General features: G+C 62.6%; 14 protein-coding genes and 2 pseudogenes. 6 read left to right on the top strand and 10 right to left on the bottom strand.

What is annotated here, in order from left to right:
* Window positions 1-43: 43 nt before the first annotated feature.
* The 8 genes from RHIBR816_RS0117990 to RHIBR816_RS34345 all read right to left on the bottom strand — a co-directional run bounded on the left by RHIBR816_RS0117990 (window position 44) and on the right by RHIBR816_RS34345 (window position 9,953).
* Window positions 44-1,096 (bottom strand): ABC transporter ATP-binding protein, encoded by a 1,053-nt coding sequence (locus RHIBR816_RS0117990; protein WP_018237974.1) that lies wholly within the window; start codon window positions 1,094-1,096, stop codon window positions 44-46.
* A complete protein-coding gene (locus tag RHIBR816_RS0117985; protein WP_018237973.1) occupies window positions 1,093-2,097 on the bottom strand; it encodes an ABC transporter ATP-binding protein in 1,005 nt (334 codons plus the stop codon). Before RHIBR816_RS0117985 ends, RHIBR816_RS0117990 begins: the two co-directional genes overlap by 4 nt.
* Window positions 2,090-3,004, bottom strand: coding sequence for an ABC transporter permease (locus RHIBR816_RS0117980; protein ID WP_018237972.1), 915 nt, complete (start codon window positions 3,002-3,004; stop codon window positions 2,090-2,092). The genes RHIBR816_RS0117985 and RHIBR816_RS0117980 overlap by 8 nt, the downstream gene beginning before the upstream one ends.
* Window positions 2,994-3,938: an ABC transporter permease gene (locus RHIBR816_RS0117975; protein WP_018237971.1), complete on the bottom strand. Its 945-nt coding sequence runs from the start codon at window positions 3,936-3,938 to the stop codon at window positions 2,994-2,996. Before RHIBR816_RS0117975 ends, RHIBR816_RS0117980 begins: the two co-directional genes overlap by 11 nt.
* Window positions 3,939-4,383: 445 nt before the next feature.
* Window positions 4,384-5,862 carry a multicopper oxidase family protein gene (locus RHIBR816_RS0117970; RefSeq protein ID WP_026187135.1) on the bottom strand — a complete coding sequence of 493 codons (1,479 nt, stop codon included), beginning with the start codon at window positions 5,860-5,862 and terminating at the stop codon, window positions 4,384-4,386.
* 32 nt (window positions 5,863-5,894) lie between these two features.
* Window positions 5,895-6,368 carry a Cu(I)-responsive transcriptional regulator gene (cueR, locus tag RHIBR816_RS0117965; RefSeq protein WP_018237969.1) on the bottom strand — a complete coding sequence of 158 codons (474 nt, stop codon included), beginning with the start codon at window positions 6,366-6,368 and terminating at the stop codon, window positions 5,895-5,897.
* A complete protein-coding gene (locus tag RHIBR816_RS0117960) occupies window positions 6,365-7,456 on the bottom strand; it encodes a 2Fe-2S iron-sulfur cluster-binding protein (protein ID WP_018237968.1) in 1,092 nt (363 codons plus the stop codon). The genes cueR and RHIBR816_RS0117960 overlap by 4 nt, the downstream gene beginning before the upstream one ends.
* Window positions 7,431-9,953: a heavy metal translocating P-type ATPase gene (locus RHIBR816_RS34345; protein ID WP_034815481.1), complete on the bottom strand. Its 2,523-nt coding sequence runs from the start codon at window positions 9,951-9,953 to the stop codon at window positions 7,431-7,433. Before RHIBR816_RS34345 ends, RHIBR816_RS0117960 begins: the two co-directional genes overlap by 26 nt.
* A 68-nt stretch (window positions 9,954-10,021) precedes the next feature.
* On the opposite strand from RHIBR816_RS34345, the gene RHIBR816_RS0117950 reads away from it, so the two are divergent.
* The gene (locus RHIBR816_RS0117950) at window positions 10,022-10,378 is read left to right on the top strand and encodes a heavy-metal-associated domain-containing protein (RefSeq protein WP_371259057.1); all 357 of its coding nucleotides are present in this window, start codon (window positions 10,022-10,024) and stop codon (window positions 10,376-10,378) included.
* A 1,063-nt stretch (window positions 10,379-11,441) separates the two neighbouring features.
* A pseudogene (locus RHIBR816_RS38445) lies at window positions 11,442-11,605 on the top strand (multicopper oxidase domain-containing protein); the annotation flags it as partial.
* 37 nt (window positions 11,606-11,642) lie between these two features.
* Here the strand turns inward: RHIBR816_RS38445 and RHIBR816_RS0117935 are convergent.
* A complete protein-coding gene (locus RHIBR816_RS0117935) occupies window positions 11,643-12,311 on the bottom strand; it encodes a FadR/GntR family transcriptional regulator (RefSeq protein ID WP_018237963.1) in 669 nt (222 codons plus the stop codon).
* Window positions 12,312-12,747: 436 nt separating this feature from the next.
* On the opposite strand from RHIBR816_RS0117935, the gene dmeF reads away from it, so the two are divergent.
* The 4 genes from dmeF (at window position 12,748) to RHIBR816_RS0117910 (ending at window position 19,398) form a co-directional block, all read left to right on the top strand.
* A complete protein-coding gene (gene dmeF, locus RHIBR816_RS0117930) occupies window positions 12,748-13,746 on the top strand; it encodes a CDF family Co(II)/Ni(II) efflux transporter DmeF (RefSeq protein WP_018237962.1) in 999 nt (332 codons plus the stop codon).
* Between the two features lie 23 nt (window positions 13,747-13,769).
* Complete coding sequence (locus RHIBR816_RS0117925) at window positions 13,770-14,045, top strand: metal/formaldehyde-sensitive transcriptional repressor (protein ID WP_018237961.1); 276 nt, start codon at window positions 13,770-13,772, stop codon at window positions 14,043-14,045.
* 695 nt (window positions 14,046-14,740) lie between these two features.
* The gene (locus RHIBR816_RS0117915; RefSeq protein WP_018237959.1) at window positions 14,741-16,390 is read left to right on the top strand and encodes a Glu/Leu/Phe/Val dehydrogenase dimerization domain-containing protein; all 1,650 of its coding nucleotides are present in this window, start codon (window positions 14,741-14,743) and stop codon (window positions 16,388-16,390) included.
* A gap of 35 nt (window positions 16,391-16,425) precedes the next feature.
* On the top strand, window positions 16,426-19,398 hold the full coding sequence (locus RHIBR816_RS0117910; protein WP_018237958.1) for a response regulator: 2,973 nt from the start codon (window positions 16,426-16,428) through the stop codon (window positions 19,396-19,398).
* A gap of 208 nt (window positions 19,399-19,606) precedes the next feature.
* On the opposite strand, the pseudogene RHIBR816_RS0117905 reads toward RHIBR816_RS0117910, so the two are convergent.
* Window positions 19,607-20,713 (bottom strand): annotated as a pseudogene (locus tag RHIBR816_RS0117905) (ISNCY-like element ISRsp17 family transposase); the annotation flags it as partial.
* Between the last annotated feature and the right edge of the window lie 40 nt (window positions 20,714-20,753).

Here is a 20,753-nt window from a genome sequence, read left to right as displayed (position 1 = left end):
TCGGGATGACAGCTCACCCCCCATTCGTTTCTTCGCCCCTGTTCTATGGCGAGCCCGCCTCTGCCGTCTGCCCGGGCGGCAACTCCCGCCAGAAGTGGCAGCGCACCTGATGGCTCTCGCTCGCCGACTCGAATTCCGGCTCGGCCTGCGAGCACTTCGCCTGTGCGTGGGCGCAGCGGGTGTGGAAACGACAGCCGCGGGGCGGGTTAAGCGGACTCGGAAGGTCGCCGCGCAACTGGATCTCCGGCGAATAGAGGCCAGTCCGATCGAGCATGGAGGCGGCGATCAGCGCCCGCGTATAGGGGTGGCGCGGCGTCCTGAAGAGCGCATCACTGTCGGCGACCTCGACGATCCGGCCCAGATACATCACGGCGATGCGGTCGCAGATGTGGCGCACCACCCTCAGGTCGTGAGAAATCATCAGCATGGTCAAGCCGTGGCGCCGCTTCAGATCAGTCAAAAGGTTGAGGATCTGCGTGCGCATCGAGGCGTCGAGCGCGGATGTCGGCTCGTCGCAGATCAGGAACCGCGGCTCGAGGAGCAGGGCCCGACCGATGACGACGCGCTGCAATTGTCCGCCCGAGCATTGCCGCGGGTAGCGTTCATAGAAGCTTTCGTCCAGGCCGACTTCCGCGAGCATGCGCATGACCTTGTCGCGTCGCTCCTCGCGCGTCCCTATGCGGTGCTGCGCCAGCGGCGCCTCCATGCTGGTGCCGATCCGCATACGCGGGTCGAGCGCCCCGAACGGGTCCTGGAAGACGAGTTGCACGGTGCGCCGGAGGCGCTTCAGATCCTCGCCGCCGACGTCGGCAATCTCCTGCCCTGCGATTCTCACCTGGCCGCTCGTCGGCGGTGTTTGCCGTGTCAGCAGGCGGGCGATCGTACTCTTGCCGCAGCCCGACTCGCCGACAAGGCCGAGCACTTCGCCTTGTCGAATGTCGAAAGAGACACCATCGACCGATTTGATCGAGAACAACCGGCTGAGGAAGTAGTGCTTGGCAAGCTCGTCGACCTCGACGAGTCGCGGTCGAACGGCCTCGCTGGCCGGCGCCTGCGGATCCCTCGCGGACTTTCGCAAAAGCGTGACGTTGTTCATGCGGCCGACTCCTTTTCGGGTTCAACGGCCCAACAGCGCGTTTCGTGGCCATCCGCGTCGGGTTTCAGCGCCGGCTCGGATCGCATGCACCGGCTGGCGATGCCGTGCTGTGACGCCGCGCTGCAGCGCGGGTGGAAGCGGCAACCGCAGGTCAGCTCCCGCGCATGAGTGCCCGATCCGGGAATCGACAGCAATTGCCCGCTCTGGTCGGGCACGAGCAGAGAACAGCGCATCAGTGCCTGCGTATAGGGGTGTTGCGGCGACTCAAGGACCGCCTTAGCGGGTCCTTCCTCGACGATCCGACCGGCATACATAACCGCCACTCGGTCGGCGAGCGCGGAGACGACGGCAAGGTCGTGAGTGATCAGCAACGTCGCCAAGTCGCGCTTGCGCCTTTGCTCGTCGATCAGCCTCAGAATCTGCGCCTGCACGGTCACGTCGAGCGCCGTGGTCGGCTCGTCGGCGATCAGCATCTGCGGATCGCCGCTTAGCGCGGCGGCGATCATGACACGCTGCGCCATCCCGCCGGAAAGTTCATGCGAGAAGCAGCGCGCGCGCACCGCCGGATCGGCAATGCCGACCTCTCGCAGCAAATCCAGCACCCGCTCCATGGCCGCGCGCCGGCCGAAACCGCGATGAACCCGCAAGGGCTCGGCGATCTGGGCGTTGACCCGCGATGTCGGATCGAGCATGGCCTGCGGCTGCTGGAAGAGCATCGCCATGCGTCCGCCGCGCATGCGGTTCATTTGCCGATCCGACAGGGAGAGCACGTCCTCACCGTCGAAGCGAATGCGCCCGCCAGTGATCTCGCCTCCGGCCGGCAGCAGCCGCATGAGTGACAGTGCCGTCATGCTCTTGCCCGAACCGGATTCGCCGACCAATGCCAGCACCTCGCCACGATTTAGCGTCAGGCTGAGCCCGTCGATCACCGGCGTCGGCTGGCCGGGGAAGGCGACCGTGAGATCCTCGATCACCAGCAATGGTTCGTTCGTCTTATTCATCGCCCGAGTCTCCATCTCTGGCTTCGATCTCCAGCCCGTGCCCGATCCAGGTGACGCTGAGCGCGGCCACGAAGATCGCCAGGCCCGGCGCGATCATCAGGATCGGCAGCCGCTCGACATAGGGCTGTGCATCGGCCAGCATAAGTGCCCAGTCGGCCGCCGGCGGCTGTACGCCGAGCCCGAGGAAGGAGAGCGCTCCGACCGTGATCAGCTTGTGACCGAAGCGCAGGAAGCTCACCGCCGCGATCGGACGGATGATGTTCGGAATGACGTGGCGCAGGACGATGAAGGACCGGCTGCAGCCAAGCACCTCCGCCGCCCGGATATAGCCCTGAGCGTTGATCGCCAGCGTCAACCCGCGGGCGAGTCGCGCAAAGGGTGTCCAGCCGATGACCGTGAGCGAGGCGATCAGAGTCGCATAGCCGGGGCCGAAAATGGCCACGAGGAAGATCGCCACCACGACGTCGGGGATCGAGATCAGCACGTCGATAATGCGCATCGTGACCTCGTCGAACACGCCACCTACGACGCGTCCGGCGACGACGCCGATCAGCGTGCCGATGGCAAAGGACAAGAGAACGGTGACCATGGCGATGGTGACGGTGAAGCGACCGCCGACAAGAAGGCGGCTGAAGAGGTCGCGCCCGAGATGGTCGGTGCCCAGCCAGTGCTCCGCGCTCGGCGGCGACAGCCGTGCAATCAGGTTCTGCACGGCCGGATCATGAGGCGCGATCCACGGCGCGAGGATGAGCGTTATCACGAGCGCCACCAGGATCACGACCCCCGTGCGGAAGGTCCAATGGCGTCCGCGGAGGAACCGCCACAGCCGCTGCGCCGCCAGGTGCCTCGGCCGCATAGGCAGAAGCGAGCTGGCAGCGACACTTTGTGAAGTGTTGTCAATGCGCATGGCCGGACCTCACTGCCGGGTTGAGCGCGACATAGAGCATGTCGGCTATCGTGTTGATCAGGATCGACAGCGCCACGATGGACACGAAACCGCCTTGCAGCATCGGGACGTCGCGATTGATGACAGCCTCGTAGAGCAGCCGCCCCATGCCTGGGATGGCGAAGATGACCTCGATCACCACCGAGCCGCCGAGGAGTCCGGCCAGCCACAGTGCGAAGAAGGTGACGACCGGCAAAGAGCCGTTTCGCAGGCCGTGGCGCATCACCGTCTGGCGCATGCTGAGGCCGCGGCTGCGCGCTGCGGTGATGTAGGGGGCCTGCAGCACATCCATCATGGCGGCCCGCGTCACCTGCGTGAAATAGGCCATCGGGCGCAGCGACAGCACCGTGGCCGGCAGCACCAGCGCCGTCCAGCTCGTCCAGCCGGCCGACGGCAGCCAGCCGAGGTGAAGCGCGAAAACGAGAATGCCCATCGGCGCCAGCCAGTATTCCGGCGTCGCAACGAAGGTCTGAACCATCAGCGTCGTGGCGCTGTCGACCGTCCCGCCCGGCCGCGTTGCCGCCAAGGTGCCGAGCGGTATGGCAACGGCGGCGGCAATGCCGAGCGCCGTCAGCGCCAGGGTTATCGACACGCCGAGGGCGTGCCCGATCTCGGAGGCAACGGGCCTGCCGCTCGCGAACGAATAGCCGAGATCGCCCTGCAGCGCCTGCCACAGCCAGGCGCCATATTGCACCGCCAGCGGCCGGTCGAGACCCAAATGGATGCGCATCGCCTCAACGGCGGCGGGATCGACATCAAGGTCGCGGACCCGTGACATCAGGATCGTCCGCACCGGATCTCCACCGCTCACATACGGCACGAGGAAAGCCAGAAGCGAGACGCCGAGAAGCATCAGGCCTAAAATCAAAAGACGTTGAAGCAGCCTTGTCCACATGTCGTCCTCCCATTTTCACGCCGCGGCCGCGACCGCCACTGTGCACCACGAAGAAGGAGCTTCGGCTCGCCGCGGCTCAGCTTCTGGGGAGCACTCTGAGTGCTCCCGTCTCTGGCGAACGCCTGCCCCTCCGGCAATGCGCTCACTCGCTGGCTGCAGTTCTTTTGGGCAAAGGCCACGCTGGATCTTCGCCTTCGTTCGCTCCTTTAATCTGCAACCACTTCGATTGCTCTCTAATGCAAAATCCTAATATAAGTAACGCAGTCAAATGTGCTAAAGACAAGTAAGTCTCAGAATTTTATGCCATTTATCAATTACAAATGCCGTATATTGCAAATATTAAACAAATACGTCTCCGGCGAAACGTTCCCCCTTCGGACATTAATAGTTCGGGGCTGGAATGTTATTTAGCGCCTTTAATTGACGAACTGCAGTATAAGCCGAGCTACACTTCATACTCGACCGTCGTCATCATTCCTCCGATCATATGGTAGAGGTGGTGGCAGTGAAGCGGCCATTTGCCTGGGTTCACCGCGTCGAAAGCGACTGTCACGCTGCCCCGAGACGGCACGAGGACGGTGTCGCGCACCGCGCCCGGGAACCGCTTGCCGTTGATGGCAACGACCTGAAAGTGATGGCCGTGCAGATGCATCGGGTGCGCCATCGTGGTGTCGTCACGGAAGGTGATCTCGACGCGCTCGCCCTCGGCCACCGCGAGCGGCGCATCCTCGCCGCGCCTCTTGCCATTCAGCATCCAGACATAGCCGGGCGCCTCGGTAATCGTCACCGTGTGCTGCCGGTCGGCCGGACGTCCCGCCAGTGGCTGCACGGCGCGCAGCGTTTCATCAAGCGCCAGCCCTACGGCGACTGCGGCTTCGTCGGCTTCTCCGCCGACGCGTACTATGGTGCCGGACGCGGTAGCCAATATGAAACCGGTGCGCGCACGCTCTCCTTCGCGGATGGCAAAGATCGGCCATGCGCCTTCGTTCTTCGGCAGGTCCAGCGCGATATCGAGGCGTTGCGCGATGGCGAATTCGAAACGCCGTCCGCGGACCGGCTCGACCGGCATCCCGTCGACGGCGATCAGGCGCCCCTCGAGCCCGCCAAGGTCGATCCAGAAGTTGGTCGCGGCAGCGCCGTTGATCAGCCGCAGGCGCACCCGCCCACCGCGCTCCACCCGGAAGACTTTGGGATCGTCAAGCGTGCGGTCATTGGCGAGGAAGGCGTCATGTTCGACATCGTTCAGGTGCGCAACTGCGGGCGCAGCCACGCCGCTTCCGCCGGTATGCCCGCCTGCGGCGGGCGCCGGAGCACCGTGACCCATTGCGGCATGGTCCATGGGCGCGGCTTGTGCCTGGGCAGCCTGCCCACCACCCTGCAGGCCGGCCAGCACCTCGGCCGGATCGCGGAAGGTGAAATCGTGGAAGAGCACGACCACCTCCTGCACGTCTTGCCGAGCCTCGGTCGGGTCGCGCACGATAAGCGGTGCGGCCAGCAGGCGCTGTTCCTGCAGACCGTGATGGGAGTGCATCCAGTTGGTGCCGGCGTGTTTCAGCAGGAAGTCGTAGTTGTGCGTGCCGCCTGGGGAAAGCAGCGCCTGAGAGATATTCGGAACGCCGTCTTGCTTCCACGGAGGGGTAAGGCCGTGCCAATGAATCAGCGTCTCCTCGTCGAGCCCGTTTTCCAACCGCACTTGGAATGGACCGCCTGCCTCCGCGATAAGCCCGTGCGTGCCGTTAGGCTGCATCAGACCGTACACGGTGGCGGCCCGGCCGTTGACCTCGATCGTCCTGGTTCCGGCCCTGATCAGGGTTGCCGGCGCTGCGGAAGCGTGGCGCGCGGGGACCAGCAATGACGGACTGGCTACAGCCACACCGGCGGCGGCGCAGGAAGTGAGAAACTGACGACGTGAGATGTGTGGCATTCTCGTCTCCAACTCTTTTCCCTAGCGGCCGCTCACAGGATTTCTTTCTTTCGGCGCACGGGGTCGACACCGCCCGCCCCAAAGCGCGTAAGGTCCATGTGCCTGGCTTCAACCTCAATGGCGCCGGCCAAGTCCTCGAGGATCGGACACTCCGGGCGGTGGTCGCCATGACAATGTTCGGCCAGGTGTTTCAGTGCGTCTGTCATCGCCTGGAGTTCCTGGAGCTTGTGTTCCAGTTCCGCGATGTGCTGGCGGGCTATGCGCTTGACGTCTGCGCTGGCGCGATGGCCATCCGACCAAAGGGCCAGCAACTCGGTCAGTTGCGTCACGGAGAAGCCGAGATCCCGCGCCCGCCGGATAAAGCGCAGCTTGTGCACATCCTTCTCGCAGTAGATGCGGTAGCCCGCCTCAGTCCTATGAGCGGCGGGAATGAGCCCGATCTCTTCATAGTAGCGGATCATCTTTGTGGAAACGCCCGACTCTCGGGAAACATCACCAATATTCATTTCACATCCTCCAATTTGTGCTGCGACTCGACCGCCGCTTCGGGTGTGAAAAACACATCGACATGCAGGTCTTCCGGGCTGAGCCCGCACTCGAGAAGGATTGGCGTCGCGCTGTCGGTCATTGCCGGCGGACCCGCCATGTAGGCTTGCCAGCCATCGAGGTCCCGCAGATCCTCCGCGACCGCCCTGGTGACCGTTCCCGTGCGGTAACCATCGGACCGCTCGACCTGCGAAAGCACCGGGATAAAGGTCAGGTTGGGATGGCGCGCGCACAGGGTTCCAAAGTGGTCCACCAGATAGAGATCCCGCTCCTGGCGCGCGCCGAAGTACAAGTGGATAGGCTGCCGGAATCCGTGGTTCAGCGCCGTCTCCACGATAGACTTTATCGGCGCCATGCCGGACCCGCCGGCAATTGCCAGGATTGGGCCTGTATGGCGGTGGCGCAGGAACGCGCTGCCGAAGGGGCCGCGGACCGTCACCTCGTCTCCGACCGCAAGCCGAGTTGCTACCCGTTCGCTCGCCGCGCCATTGGGGATGCGGCGTACGTGGAACTCGAGTTCCCTTTCGCCAGGCCGGTTTGCCATGGAATAGTCGCGCGTCGGCGCTCCCGGAAAGGAAAGCTGCGCATATTGCCCCGCGCTGAAGGGGAGCGGCAGGCCGCTTTCCGGCATAATCCTCACACGCTTTATATCATGCGTGGCGTCGTCCAGCGAAATAACTCGTGCCTGGAACGTCTCAACCGGATGGTCCGCCCGGACTTCCTCCCTGCCCAGCCAAGCGACCGCCGCATTACCTTTCGGCTGAGCCCTGCAGGCAAGGATCAGCCCCAGAGCCCGCTCTTCGGCCGTCAGAGCGAATGGCGTATGCGGCAACAAGTCAACCTCACCTGTTATCAGGCGCGACTTGCAGGAGCCGCAGCGACCCGAGCGACAGCCGTGAGGATAGGCGATACCCTGCTCCAGGGCCGCCTCCAGGATGGTGCGCTCGTCCGCTACCGCAATCTCCCGGTCCGCCTGGCGGATATGAACTGACTTTCCCACGAGTCCTCCTCCTTGCCCATTGCTATTGCGCTGCCGCCAGGCGGCCATTTACGTCAGCCTGCACCGCATCGAATTTCATGGGAGCCCGGAAGCGCTTGAGCCGCAGCGCATTGCCCAAGACGAAGACACTGGACAGCGCCATGGCGCCGGCTGCGATCATGGGAGAGAGCAGCAGGCCATAGGCGGGGAACAGCACGCCGGCGGCAACGGGTACTAGTACCGTGTTATAGGCGAAGGCCCAGAACAGGTTCTCCTTGATGTTGCGGATCGTCGCCTTCGAAAGGGCGATGGCATTCGGCACCCCGCGCAGGTCGCCAGACATCAACACGACGTTGGCACTTTCGATGGCCACGTCAGTCCCGGTGCCGATAGCGATGCCCACATCTGCGGCCGCCAAAGCAGGGGCATCGTTGATGCCGTCTCCCACGAACGCCACCTTGCGGTCCCCGGCGCGCAAGTTTTCCAGCGCCTGGACCTTTCCGTCTGGAAGCACCTCGGCCACCACCTCGTCGATCTTCAGCCGGCGAGCGATCGCCTCGGCCGTCTTTCGGTTATCGCCGGTGATCATCGCAACCCTGAGCCCGAGCTTGTGCAGCGCGTTGACTGCCTCGACGGTTGTCTGCTTGATCGGGTCCGATACGGCGATCACCGCGGCAATCTTCCCGTCGACGGCCGCGAACAGCGGGCTCTTGCCCTCATCTCCAAGCCGATTCACTTCGCCTGCGAACGCGGTGACATCGAGGTCTAGCTTCGTCATCAGTCGGTCAGCGCCGACATGAACCGTGCGGCCCGCCACGAGCGCCTTGGCGCCGAATCCGGGGATGGCGTCGAAACCTTCCACTTCAGGCAGAACAAGACCCGCACGCTTCGCCGCCGCGATAATGGCCTCTCCGATCGGGTGCTCCGACCGCGTCTCGACCGCAGCCACCAGTCCGAGCACTTCGTCCCGGTCGAACCCCCCGGCGGGAATGAGATCCGTGAGCTCCGGACGGCCCTTTGTGAGCGTACCTGTCTTGTCCATGGCGATCACATCGGCGCCCTTAAGCGTCTGTAGCGCCTCGCCCTTGCGGAAGAGAATGCCCATTTCGGCCGCGCGGCCCATGCCGACCATGATAGAGGTTGGCGTGGCAAGACCCATGGCGCACGGACAGGCGATGATGAGCACGGCCACCGCATTAACGAGCGCGAAGCTGAGTGCCGGCGTCGGACCAAGGGACAGCCAGATGAGGAAGGTGATCGCGGCGGCGAGCATCACCGCCGGCACGAACCATGCCGTAACCTTGTCTACCAGCGCCTGGATCGGCAGCTTTGCCCCCTGCGCCTGCTCAACCATTCGGATGATCTGGGCGAGCACGGTATCGGCGCCGACCTTGGTGGCGCGGAAGGTGAAGGCGCCTGTCTTGTTGATCGTGCCGCCGACCACGCCCGCGCCCAAGCCTTTTGCAACGGGCACGGGCTCTCCAGTGATCATGGACTCGTCGACATAAGAGGAACCGTCCACGACCTCGCCATCAACTGGCACCTTGTCGCCCGGTCGCACGAGAATGAGGTCTCCCATCTGCACCTGATCGAGCGGGACTTCGACCGTCTCGCCATCGCGCACAACTCTGGCAGTCTTCGCCTGAAGACCGACAAGGCGCTTGATCGCTTCCGACGTGCGGCCCTTGGCGCGATTTTCCAGATATCTGCCGAGCAGGATGAGGGTCACGATCACCGCCGCAGCCTCGTAATAGATATTGGCGGTGCCATTGGGCAGGATCGAGGATGCGAAGGTGGAGACAACGGAGTAGCTCCATGCGGCAGCCGTGCCGAGGGCCACGAGGCTGTTCATGTCGGGGGCCCCGCGCAGGAGAGCGGGCACGCCCTTGCGGAAGAAGCGGAGGCCCGGTCCGAAGAGCACAAGGGTCGCCAGCAGGAACTGCAGATACCGGCTCTCCTGCATGCCGATATTGTTCATGACAAAGTCATGGATCGCCGGCACGAAATGCGAGCCCATTTCAAGCACGAAGACGGGAAGCGTCAACACGGCCGAGACGCTCAAGGCGAGCGCGAGACTGCGCGCCTCGCGCTCGCGAGCCTCTGCCTGTGCATCCTCAGGGTTTTCGGCCGCGACTGCCCGGGCGGTGTAACCCGCCCGCTCGACGGCCGCCATCAGGTCTTGGATACTGGCAGCCCCGCTGACTACGCGCAGGAATGCCCTCTCGGTGGCAAGATTCATCGTAGCGTCGAGGACACCGGGCTCCCGTTTTAGCGATGCTTCAATGCGGTTGACGCAGGAGGCGCACGTAGCGCCCTCGACTGCGAGTTCTACGCTTTCCGTTTTCGTGGAATAGCCGGCGTTCTGAACCGCCTTCAAAATGGCACCCAAATCGGCCGGGCCTGCGAACGCCACATCGGCGCGCTCCGTCGCCAGGTTCACGGCCGCGGACTTCACGCCAGGTACGGTTCGAATAGCCTTCTCGATTCGACTGACGCAGGAAGCGCAGCTCATTCCTTCGACATAGATGCCGAGAAGAGCAGGATCTGTAGCAGTCGCCGGGCTCATGTTGCTCCTCCGAAAAATCGACTGCATCTGTTTGTAAGGTTTACAACGGTCGGAAGGTCAAGCCCCCTATGACAAATTTATTTTGTGCGCATACAAGGGCAAAAAAGCACTTGACCTTCCAACCGTTGGAAACGGCAGGATGCGCGTGCATCAATCATAACCAGGAGATGAAATTCATGTGCGGAGAACATCAGCATCATGCTTCCAGCGCTAGCGAACCTGCCGTTTCGGGGGTCCGGTTCAAGGTAGCCGATATGACCTGCGACCATTGCGCGGGTACGATACGCAAGGCCTTCGCGACGACCATGCCGGGGACCGAGATCTCTATTGATCTGGCCTCTCGGGAGGTCACGGTAGCGGGAGACGCGGCCGAAGCCGCAGAGACCCTTCGGACAGCCGGATACGAGCCCCAGCCGATCGGCTGAACCACGAGAGCAGGCTCGGCAGCGATTAAGGCAAACCTCTGAGGCTCCGACATCGACGGGCCTCGGAGGCGTGCCTAGGGAGCGGCGGCGTCTGAAAGATGTTTCCGCCATGGTTCCGAGAAAGCTGGCCGCTACCTTTGGCGCAGGTGAGCATAGCCATCGCACCAGGTTTTGGTTCGCGGCGCCCAGGGCCGCTGCAGGTCGGGGCCTATTTCAAAAGTTCGAAGCGACCGTCAGCCCGCGCCGATGCCGAATTGCGATTGGGCAGCCCAAGTCCAAGTGGCTCGGCCCAGATGCAGCCGTCACGATCGATCTCCTTGCGAGTCATGCCGTTCGGCCGCCAGCGCCTTGACCCCTTGGCGGAGGCATCAAGCTGCTGCTGCGGAATGCTGCGGAGGCCCCTGAGTTCGGCGAACCGACGCAGCCAATCATTGTTCCCGAAGACCGTTACGACCATGTCGAAAGGGGCAAACCCGAACCGAGAGATAACGTGGTCTTATGGCTTAGTCGGGCATGCTCGAAAAAAGTGGTTAACGGACTCCTGTGGTCGAACAGTGACGCTCGTCCGTTACGCCCAAAAAGAAAAGTGGCTGCCCTCGTCCCTTGGACGGCAGCCAATCTGCTTCACGAGGGGGAATTTGGAGGATGGAAGGCTGTGATGCACTCGGCTTCGGAAGTCTCCATCCAACGATTGCTATTCTAACACCGGCGCCACCGGTGGGCTGCGGTATTTGAAGCGATACAAGGCATATCATTTGGTTTTTCGCCCGCTATACAGCTAATTTGGCTGGCGCTCTCTCGCTCTCAATCCCCCCAGAATGGTGTCAAACCGGAACTCAGTCTAAAGACGCAGTTGCCCAATTTGGGAGAGGTGATCGCCGCTGAAAAAGCAGATTTCGGGTCAATAGACGGAGGAAGTCTTCCCGTTCGGCAGATTAAAGAGAGATGGTGCACTTGTCTCCTTTTCATCTGAACCCTGTCGACCCGAAACCGAGAGGTATAATGGGATGGTTCCGGCTTATGCGGCTGCGCCATGCCACGGCCTCAGCCTCCGCACGCCAGGGTGCCGGGGCTGATGCAGCCGCCGATCAGGCCCGGCGAGAGCTTCCTGTACGAGTTCATTCCGCCGGATGCTACCACCCGCATGCCACTTGTCTCGAGCTCGGCCGCGGTCTCGCCGGAGCGGTCATCATCGAGGCACGAGAACCGATCGCCATCAACCGTGACGGACAACACGCTCTCAATAGACCGCTCAAATAGATGCTCAGGTATTTGGGCCAAGTATGTTTGTTCTCGCTTCGACGATGTGGTCGTGCATGTTTAGCTCGGCCCCTCTGCTGTCCCGATCTTTGATCGCGTCCAGAATCGCCTGATGCTTGGCGATATAGGCCTTCATGCGGTCAGGGGTTAGTGACTGCTCCTTCATCTTCCCCCAGAGGTTTCCCGCCCGTACCGTGTGAATCCCCTCGTAGAGCGAGGCGAGAAGGCCATTGCGGGCGGCTCCGACGATGATGCGGTGAAAGACAGCGTCCCATTTCTCGAATTCGACCAGGGTTTCCGCCGCGCTGCCCCGATCGATCGATTTCTGCATTTCGTCGATCTCCTGCCTGGTCGCCCGTAACGCCGCCAGGGCGGCGATCTTGGGTTCCATGATCAGCCGAGCCTCGAAAACTTCGGCCGGATAGGTGCGCAACGCGTCTCCCGTGCTGCCTGGCGGACGGCGCAGCGCCGTCGAGGTAACCCCGCTGCCGGCGATAAATGTCCCCCTGCCCACGTGCCTGATCAGCCGGCCCTCCTTTTCCAGAGAAGCAAGCATCCGTCGCAGTGCGGTGCGGGGCAGCCCGAGTTTGACCGCCAGGTCGCGCTCCGGCGGCAACCGATCCCCCGGCTCCAGACCTTCGGCCTCGATGAAATTCTTCAAGACTACGCTCATGAGCCCTCGCCAAATATTTGCCGCAACCAAATTGATCTACATTGACACCAATTTCAAGACCAATCCTCTACTAATCGCGTGTCAAACCTGATTGGTGGCGAAGGGTGCTGAACCTGAACCCACTCCCGTGCAACAAACCAATCCGCTTGCCTCTCGGCCCCGGCTAGCAGTAGTCGGCGATGCTCCTGCGCAGTTGTTCATCCCCACCGTGATCGTGACCCAGACACTCGGGGAGCTGCTGAGCCAACTGTTCTATGTACGCTTTCCGCCCAGCTGGGAGCAATTGCCGCAGCATCCTTGCCGGCGGCTTGACCCCACACCGAGGACGGCATTCGTCACGGGCATTCTAAGCTTGCATTCAGCAGACAGGCGTTGCCCTCTGTCGCCCATTATAGTATACCCCCCTATATCACTTTCCGAGTAGTTTGGGAACTTCATGATGCCATCCCACAACCTGCATGGTCATTCCGACCCTCACAGCCAGGATCATGGACATCGCCACGAGTCCAGTCGGGCGCTCAACGCGGCTCATGATCATCTTTTCCTCGGCGACAGCCACGCTCGCAACGAGCGGCGGACCTGGCTCGTCATTGCCATCACCGCCACTATGATGGTGGTGGAGATCGTCGCAGGAAACCTGTTTGGGTCGATGGCGCTTGTGGCCGATGGTTGGCACATGTCGACACATGCCGCCGCCCTGCTCATTACGGCGCTCGCCTACCTCTATGCCCGCAAACACGCCCATAACCGGCGTTTTTCTTTTGGCACCGGCAAGCTCGGTGACCTTGCCGGCTTTGCCAGCGCCGTCGTGCTCGCCCTGATTGCTCTGCTGATCGGCTGGGAAAGCCTCGTGCGTCTCAGAAGTCCTGTCGCCATCGACTTCAATGAAGCGATTCTCGTTGCTGTTGTGGGTTTGGCTGTCAATCTCCTTTGCGCATGGCTTCTGAAAGACGATCATCATCACCACGGGCACGATCACGGTCATCACGCCCATCATGGCCGTGCGGGCGAGGACCAGAACATTCGGGCAGCGTATCTCCATGTCCTGGCCGATGCACTGACGTCAATACTGGCGATCGCAGCGCTGGCCTTTGGTAGCCTTTATGGTTGGACCTGGCTGGACCCCGGCATGGGCATCGTCGGCGGCTTGGTCATCGCGCGCTGGTCATGGGGGCTCATTCGCGATGCCGGCTCGGTGCTGATCGACTACATTCCCGAAGGCGAGGAGCTGCCGGACGAAATCGAGGAGATCATCACGCGCGAAGGTGCGGAGATCGTTGACCTGCACGTATGGCAACTCGGGCCGGGCCATCACGGCGCCATCGTTTCGATCGTAACGGACAAGCCTCGTGCGCCCTCCTATTATCGGGAAAAGCTTGCAGCTATTCACGATTTGTCGCATGTGACCGTGGAGATTGAAGCTCGCGCGGCTTAAACCCGGGCGACAAGGAACTGCACATGAGCCACACCATCCGCGAAAAACAAAAGCTGATCAATCGCGTGCGCCGCATTCGCGGCCAGATGGAGGCTGTCGAGCGGATGCTCGTCGACGAGAAAGACTGCGCCGAAGTCATGCAGGTGCTCGCCGGGGTGCGTGGCGCGGTCAACGGCCTCATGGGCGAGGTGATCGAGGACCATGTCCTGATGCACGTCGCCGCCGAGGGGCTGTCCCAGAAGGAACGCGACGAGGGCGCTGCCGAACTGATCGATGTGCTGCGCGCCTACCTAAAGTAGCTGTCGGTTTTGCGGGCCTGCGGGCAGGCTTCGGCGCCGGTTCGATCGCGGGCTGCCACCAAACTGACGTTCGTGGCCAAGGCGAAGACGGCTCCGCCTGGAAACGTCGCCTGCGGCCCTGGGATCCGGTCGGTTCGGTCGAGACGGGCTTCGGCCGCATTCCGTGCTCGTTCGATCACGCCGCGCGCAGCCTCGGTCAGAATGCGACAGTTCCCGGAAATCTTCGCCTGTCGCGGCGAGAACCAAAGTAAAGCGCGGGCGCAAATGTCCGCGAATGCGCGGGCCGCGGTCGATAACCGTTTCCGTTTCGGGGACCGGCCGTTCTGACTGAATGCTAGCGAGGTCCGCAAAGGGTCGATCATGCCGGTTCTGACCGCGTCGCAGTAGGGTGGGATCCCGAAATTCGCAGCAACAGCGCCGAAGGGCAAGATTGCTCGCCAGCACCGGACATCGTCGTCGCTATGAGCGGGAGCGTAGGGTCGAGCCGTTACTCCGGAGCCTCGCGGGTAATCGCGAACGTGTTCTCTGATTCGAGATCTCATATGTATGAACGGGAACTAGGGCGTCGTTGCGCTGCGACGATATGATGCCACCACGCCAACGGCTGGTGTGACACGCTCCCCCGATAGTCAAGATTCTGCAGCCACGACAAACCTGATATACTCGCGGGGCGGCCGTCCGGAAGGAGGCAAAGCATGAGCGATCAAACAGTGCGCGTACTGCTTGTCGAGGATAACCCGCTCCACGCAAAGCTGATCCAAAGGCTGCTCGACACCGAAATGCAGTTGCGCTGCGAGGTGGTGGCCGTGGATCGCCTGGCCGACGGGCTTGGAGAGCTTGAGCGGGGCGCGACTGATCTGGTGCTGCTCGATCTGATTCTGCCCGATAGCCAGGAGCTGGAGACGCTGTTCAGAATCCGATCGGCTGCGCCGTATGTCCCGGTGGTGATCCTGACCGGCCTCGACGATGTGAAGCTCGCGGCACACGCAGTCGAGGCAGGTGCCAGCGACTTTCTGCTGAAGACCAGGCTCAACGGCATCGCGCTCGACAGGGCAATCCGCTACACACTGGCGCGCAAGCGCGCCCATGGTGGTGAGTGGGACTCGCCGATGTTCCGCCTGGCCCAGCAACAGTTCCTAAAGGCCGCCCAGATCATGAATCTGGATGACAACATCCGCCAACGGCTGCTGTTCCCGCAGCGCACCCAGGTTGTGTCGTTCCCATTCTTCCGCGACGACCGTGCGCAGGTCGAAACCGTGTTCGGTTACCGGGTGCAGCATGTCCTGACCATGGGGCCGACCAAAGGCGGAATTCGTTATCACGAGGACGTCGATCTTGGCGATGTGGCCGCGCTGGCAACGTTGATGACCTGGAAATGCGCCTTGATGCGGTTACCTTTTGGCGGCGCCAAGGGCGGTGTGCGCGTAGACCCCACCGTCCTTTCGAAAAGCGAACTGCAGCGGCTGACCCGGCGCTACACGGCCGAAATCATCGACATCATCGGACCCGACAAGGACATCCCGGCGCCCGACATGGGGACCGACGAGCAGGTCATGGCCTGGGTGATGGACACCTATAGCCAGCAGGTCGGCCATGCGGTTCCGGCGGTGGTCACCGGCAAACCGGTGGTGCTCGGGGGCTCGCTTGGACGCAAAGAGGCGACCGGGCGCGGCCTGGTCTATGTCATCGAAGCCGCGGCGGAAGCAATCGGGCTGGATCTCGCCAAATCGACCGCCGTGGTGCAGGGATTCGGCAATGTCGGCAGCTTCGCGGCGCGGTTTCTGGCCGAGGCAGGCGTCAAGATTATCGCGATCAGCGACGTCTCGACCGGGCTCTACAACCCCGCCGGCCTGTCAGTGGACATGCTTTTAGAATATGTGGCCAAAAATCGCGTGCTGGCGGGCTTTCCGGATGCGGAGTCTATCTCGAACGCCGAGCTTCTCGAACTCGAATGTGATGTCCTGGTTCTGGCGGCACTGCAAAATCAGGTAACCGCCGAGAACGCTGAGCGGATCAAGTGCCGGTTGCTCGCCGAAGGCGCCAATGGTCCCACCACGCTTGAGGCTGACGAGATCCTCAACGAGCGTGGAGTGCACATCATCCCCGACATTCTCGGCAATGCCGGCGGAGTGACCGTTTCCTATTTCGAGTGGGTGCAGGGGCTGCAGAACCTGACCTGGACGCTCGACGAGATCAATCACCGGCTCAAGGCGATCTTGCTGGATGCGTTCGTGCGGACGCGCCGCCGTGCGGAAGATGACCAGGTTGATCTGCGCACGGCTGCCTTGATCGAAGGGATCACCCGCGTGACCGAAGCCAAGCTGCTGCGCGGTCTATTCCCGTAAGGAGCCTGCACATCCCGCCGGATGGGAGGGATCTAATGACCAACAATACCGCCATTCCTGATGCTTCCCGCACCGAGGACATGCTTGCGGAGCAGCTAGAAGCTGCCCGGGCGGCACAGGCACGGGCAGAAGCGGCACGCGACAGTCTTTTGGACGGCATCGAGTCAGCTTTGGAAGGTTTCGTTCTTTATGATGCCGATGACCGAATGGTCGCGTTCAACTCGCGCTTCGAAAAGCTGTTTGCCCCCAGGGTCGCGATCGGAATGAGCTTCGAGGACCTGATACGCTCCGCTGTGGAGCATGGGTTGGCCCCAGTTGGCGAGCTCAACGTGGAGGAGTGGGTTGCGCAACGAATGGAGCGGCACCGCAATCCGGGTCCGCCATTCAAGGTTAGGCTCAACAACGGAATGTGGATTCGCGTCAGCGAAGGCCGGACCCGCGATGGCGGCCTGGTGGGCGCCTATACCGACATTACCGAACTGGAGGAACAGCGCGAGCATCTCGAGGAACTGGTCAAGACAACCGAGACTGCAACCGAGCGAGCTAAAGCGGCGCAAAGGCAACTGCTCGATGCAATCGAATCGTCCCTGGAGGGTTTCGCCCTCTATGACTCCAGCGACCGGCTGGTCGTCTACAATTCGCGCTACCGAGATTTCTTTTCAGGGCCCGAGCGTGCCGTCCTTCCTGCCGGACAATTTGCTGGCGAAACGCCGGGCACGCCGTTCGAGCTGGTGATCCGTACCTTTGCGGAAAGCGGCTTGTCGCCGCTCGACGGCCAGACGGTCGACGAGTGGATTGCCCAACGCCTCGAGCGCCACCGCAATCCGCGCGGACCCTTTAATTTGATGCACAAAGATGGGACCACTATCCGCGTCAGCGAGCGCAAGACCACCGATGGCGGAACGATATGCGTCTACTCCGATATCACCGAGCTTGAAGAGCACCGCCATCACCTGGAGGAGCTGGTTGCCAAGCGCACAGCCAAGCTCGAGCAGCGCACGGAGCAACTGCGTAAGTCGCGTGAGGAGCTTGAGCGCGCCCGTGACGCGGCCGAGCAGGCGAGCGTCGCCAAGAGCGAGTTCCTCGCGAATATGAGCCATGAGATCCGCACGCCCATGAACGGCGTGATCGGCATTGCCGAACTGCTCGAGGGCACCGAGCTTTCCGAACAGCAGCGCAGATATGTCTCGATCATCCTCCATTCCGCCGACACGCTGATGGACCTGATCAACGACATTCTCGACTTTTCAAAAATCGAGGCCGGCCGGTTGGAGCTCGAGACGATCCCGTTCGTGCTGCGCGATACATTGGGCGACACGCTGCAAACGCTTGCCAAGCGCGCTGCCGACAAAGGCCTCGAGCTTGCTTGCCATATCCCTCCCGAGGTGCCGGACCACCTGATCGGTGATCCGACAAGGCTGCGGCAGATCATCGTCAACCTTGTCGGCAATGCCATCAAGTTCACAGAGAACGGCGAAGTAGTGGTCGATGTTACCATGGAAGGGCAGAACGCCAACGGGATACGCCTTCAGTTCCAGGTGCGCGACACCGGCATCGGCATCCCCGAAGCACAGCAGGAGCGAATATTCGAGGCTTTCGCCCAAGCCGATACGTCGACGACGCGGCAATATGGCGGCACCGGGCTCGGCCTGGCGATCGCGGCACAACTTGCCGAGAAGATGGGCGGGCGGATGCAGCTCGAGAGCACGCCAGGCGCTGGCAGCGTCTTCACCTTCGCTGCCGATTTCGGGCTCGCGCCGGAGGAAAGGAGGTCCCGCCCCGTGCGCGAGGCAGAATTGCGCGGTCGGCGCACCCTGGTGGTCGACGATAACGCCACCAATCGCCAGATTCTCGAGGAAATCGTCGTGAACTGGGGCATGATCCCAATCGTCGCAACGGACGGCGTGGCGGCGCTCAACGCACTCGAACAGGCTTCCGGTTCTCCGCCGGACCTCGCGCTTCTCGACGTGATGATGCCTGGGATGAGCGGGTTCGAACTTGCTGCCTGCATGCGGCTGCGCCCAGGCCTCAAGGAGACCCGGATCGTCATGATGTCGTCCGCGGGCCGGCCAAGTGACGAGGCGCTGTTGCGCAGACTGGATGTCTCCAGGTTGCTGGTGAAGCCTGTCAAACAGTCCGATCTGCTGAACGCGATCACCAACGCCCTTGGGGTCTCGATGCGGGAAGACGAGGGCGAGGGCCCCGCCAGCGCGGCGCACCTGCGGACGAGCCCGGGGCTCACCGTGCTGCTTGCCGAGGATGGGGCGGTCAACCGGCAGGTCGCAGTTGATCTTCTGACGAAGCGCGGGCACCGGGTCGTGGCCGTCGGGAATGGCCAGGAGGCAATCGAAGCGGTCGAACGTGGAAGTTACGACCTGGTACTCATGGACGTGCATATGCCGGTCATGGACGGGCTCGCCGCGACCGCCGGAATCCGGGCGCTCGCTCGGCCCGACAGGGCTCGTGTACCGATCGTCGCGCTGACCGCCAGCGCGACGGCTGCCGATCGCGAGCGCTGTCTCGCGGCAGGAATGGATGGCTACGTCACGAAACCATTTCGCGCCGCCGAGCTGTACCGCGTCGTCGAACAATATGACCCAATGCGGGTTCCGATTCCCGAAGGGCCGGTAACCGCCGTCCCAACCCAGCCGGCGGCTGCGGACGCGTCGGTGCTCGATTGGGAGCGTGCTCTGCGCAATCTCGATCGAAACGAGGCACTCCTGCGCGAATTGGCGGCAATGTTCCTCATCGAGTACCCGAAGCTGATCGCCGCTCTCGACGCGGCGTATGCCAGCGGCGATGCTGCGGAGTTGCGGCGGGCAGCCCACACCTTGAAGGGCTCGGCAGATGTAATCGGCGCCGACGCCGTCGTGACGGCAGCACAGCGGCTTGCAGATTTGGGCCGCGAAGGAAAGCTCGCGCCTTTTCCAGAGGCACGGCGCGCACTGGGCGCCGAGCTGGATGGCCTTGAGCCGGAACTCCAGCGAGCGATGTTGGACGCCGAGTAAAGCGCTTCTACTAGACTAGTGCCCATCCATAAACGCCTGTTTTTCTGCGGTTTTGCAAGGTTGTTTGCCGGCTGACATCGTTTCTTGGGACGCGTGATGGCACAAGGCGGCGCAGGTTGTGGCCCGAAGAGCGATCTGGCGGCAATGGGTCATGGGGTATCGGCCGACGCTCGCCGGCCTTGCTCTGAACGCCACCGGATCAGGAGCGTCAGGTCGGCCTGAGGCGGGCGAAGAGGGCGAGATTGTAAGCGACCACCGAGGACCAGACATAAGCCTTGAAGTGGTCGAGCCCACGCCAGGTGCAGCGCCCCAAGCCATAAGCGCGTTTCAGGCAAGAGATGCCGGCCTCGATGCCGGCGCGGAAGTTGCGCAGCTTGCGATAGACCCAGCGGCTGCTGACCATGTCTTCGATGCTGAGGCCGCGCTTCTTGTGGAAGGCCATGTCGCGGATGCCGCGGGCTTTGGCTCCGCTCAGATTTTCGCGGCTGGCATAGCCGCCGTCGGCCGCCGCCTGACGCGGCGGCTCGCCGTAAAAGGCGATGTGGCGTTCCAGCATCGGCAGCAAGCGCTCGCTGTCGGTCGGGTTGCCGGCTTCGATGACGAGGTCGAGGATCAGTCCGCTTCTGCCGGTGGTCAGATTGAGTTTGTGGCCGTAGTCGACGTCGCGGCTGCCCTTGACGATGATGTCGGCATGCGGCTCGAACAGGCTCACCAGCTTCTCGCCGGCAGGGACCGGCTCCCCGACCAGGACCCGCTGTTCGGTCTGGGCGATGATCCGCTCGATCAGCGGCCGGTAATGGCGGAGTTGGGCCTGCCACAGTTCGCCGGCCGGGCCCGCCGTCAGCGGGACCTGTTCACTGGCCTGCTGCAGATAACTCAAAGTCGTGCGCGTGATCTTGAGCAGTTCGCGATAGTGCCTGATTCGTTTGGGGCGGCCGCGGGTATATTCGATCGCCCGAGCCCGCTTCTTTGCCGCGCGGCGATGGTCGTGCCATGGGATGGCGCTACCCAGCGCCTCGGCCTGCTGCAACAGCCGCACCGTCACCCGGACAGCGTCCCATAACAGGCTGCTGTCGCTCGGTTCATGTATCGGTGCGGCGGTGACGGTGCTGTCCACGCGCACGACCTTGCCACTTTCCAGCTTCTCCTGCCGGGCGCTCGCCAGCAGCACCCCGTTGATCTCTTCAAAGGTTTGCGCCCGGATCGCGCTGATCGTCTTGTGCAAGACCGACTTCTTCGGGTTCCAGCCCCACGGCAGCCGGGCAAACGCCCGGAACGAGGCGGAGTCTTCGAGATGGAAGGCCAGTTCCTGGTAGATCCTATGAGAAGAGGTGGATAGCGATCCGCGCTGTGAC

This window comes from Ensifer sp. BR816 (assembly GCF_000378985.1).
Lineage (GTDB): Bacteria > Pseudomonadota > Alphaproteobacteria > Rhizobiales > Rhizobiaceae > Sinorhizobium.
The sequence above is the reverse complement of the archived record's forward strand: the minus strand, read 5'-3'. Positions and strand labels throughout refer to the sequence as shown.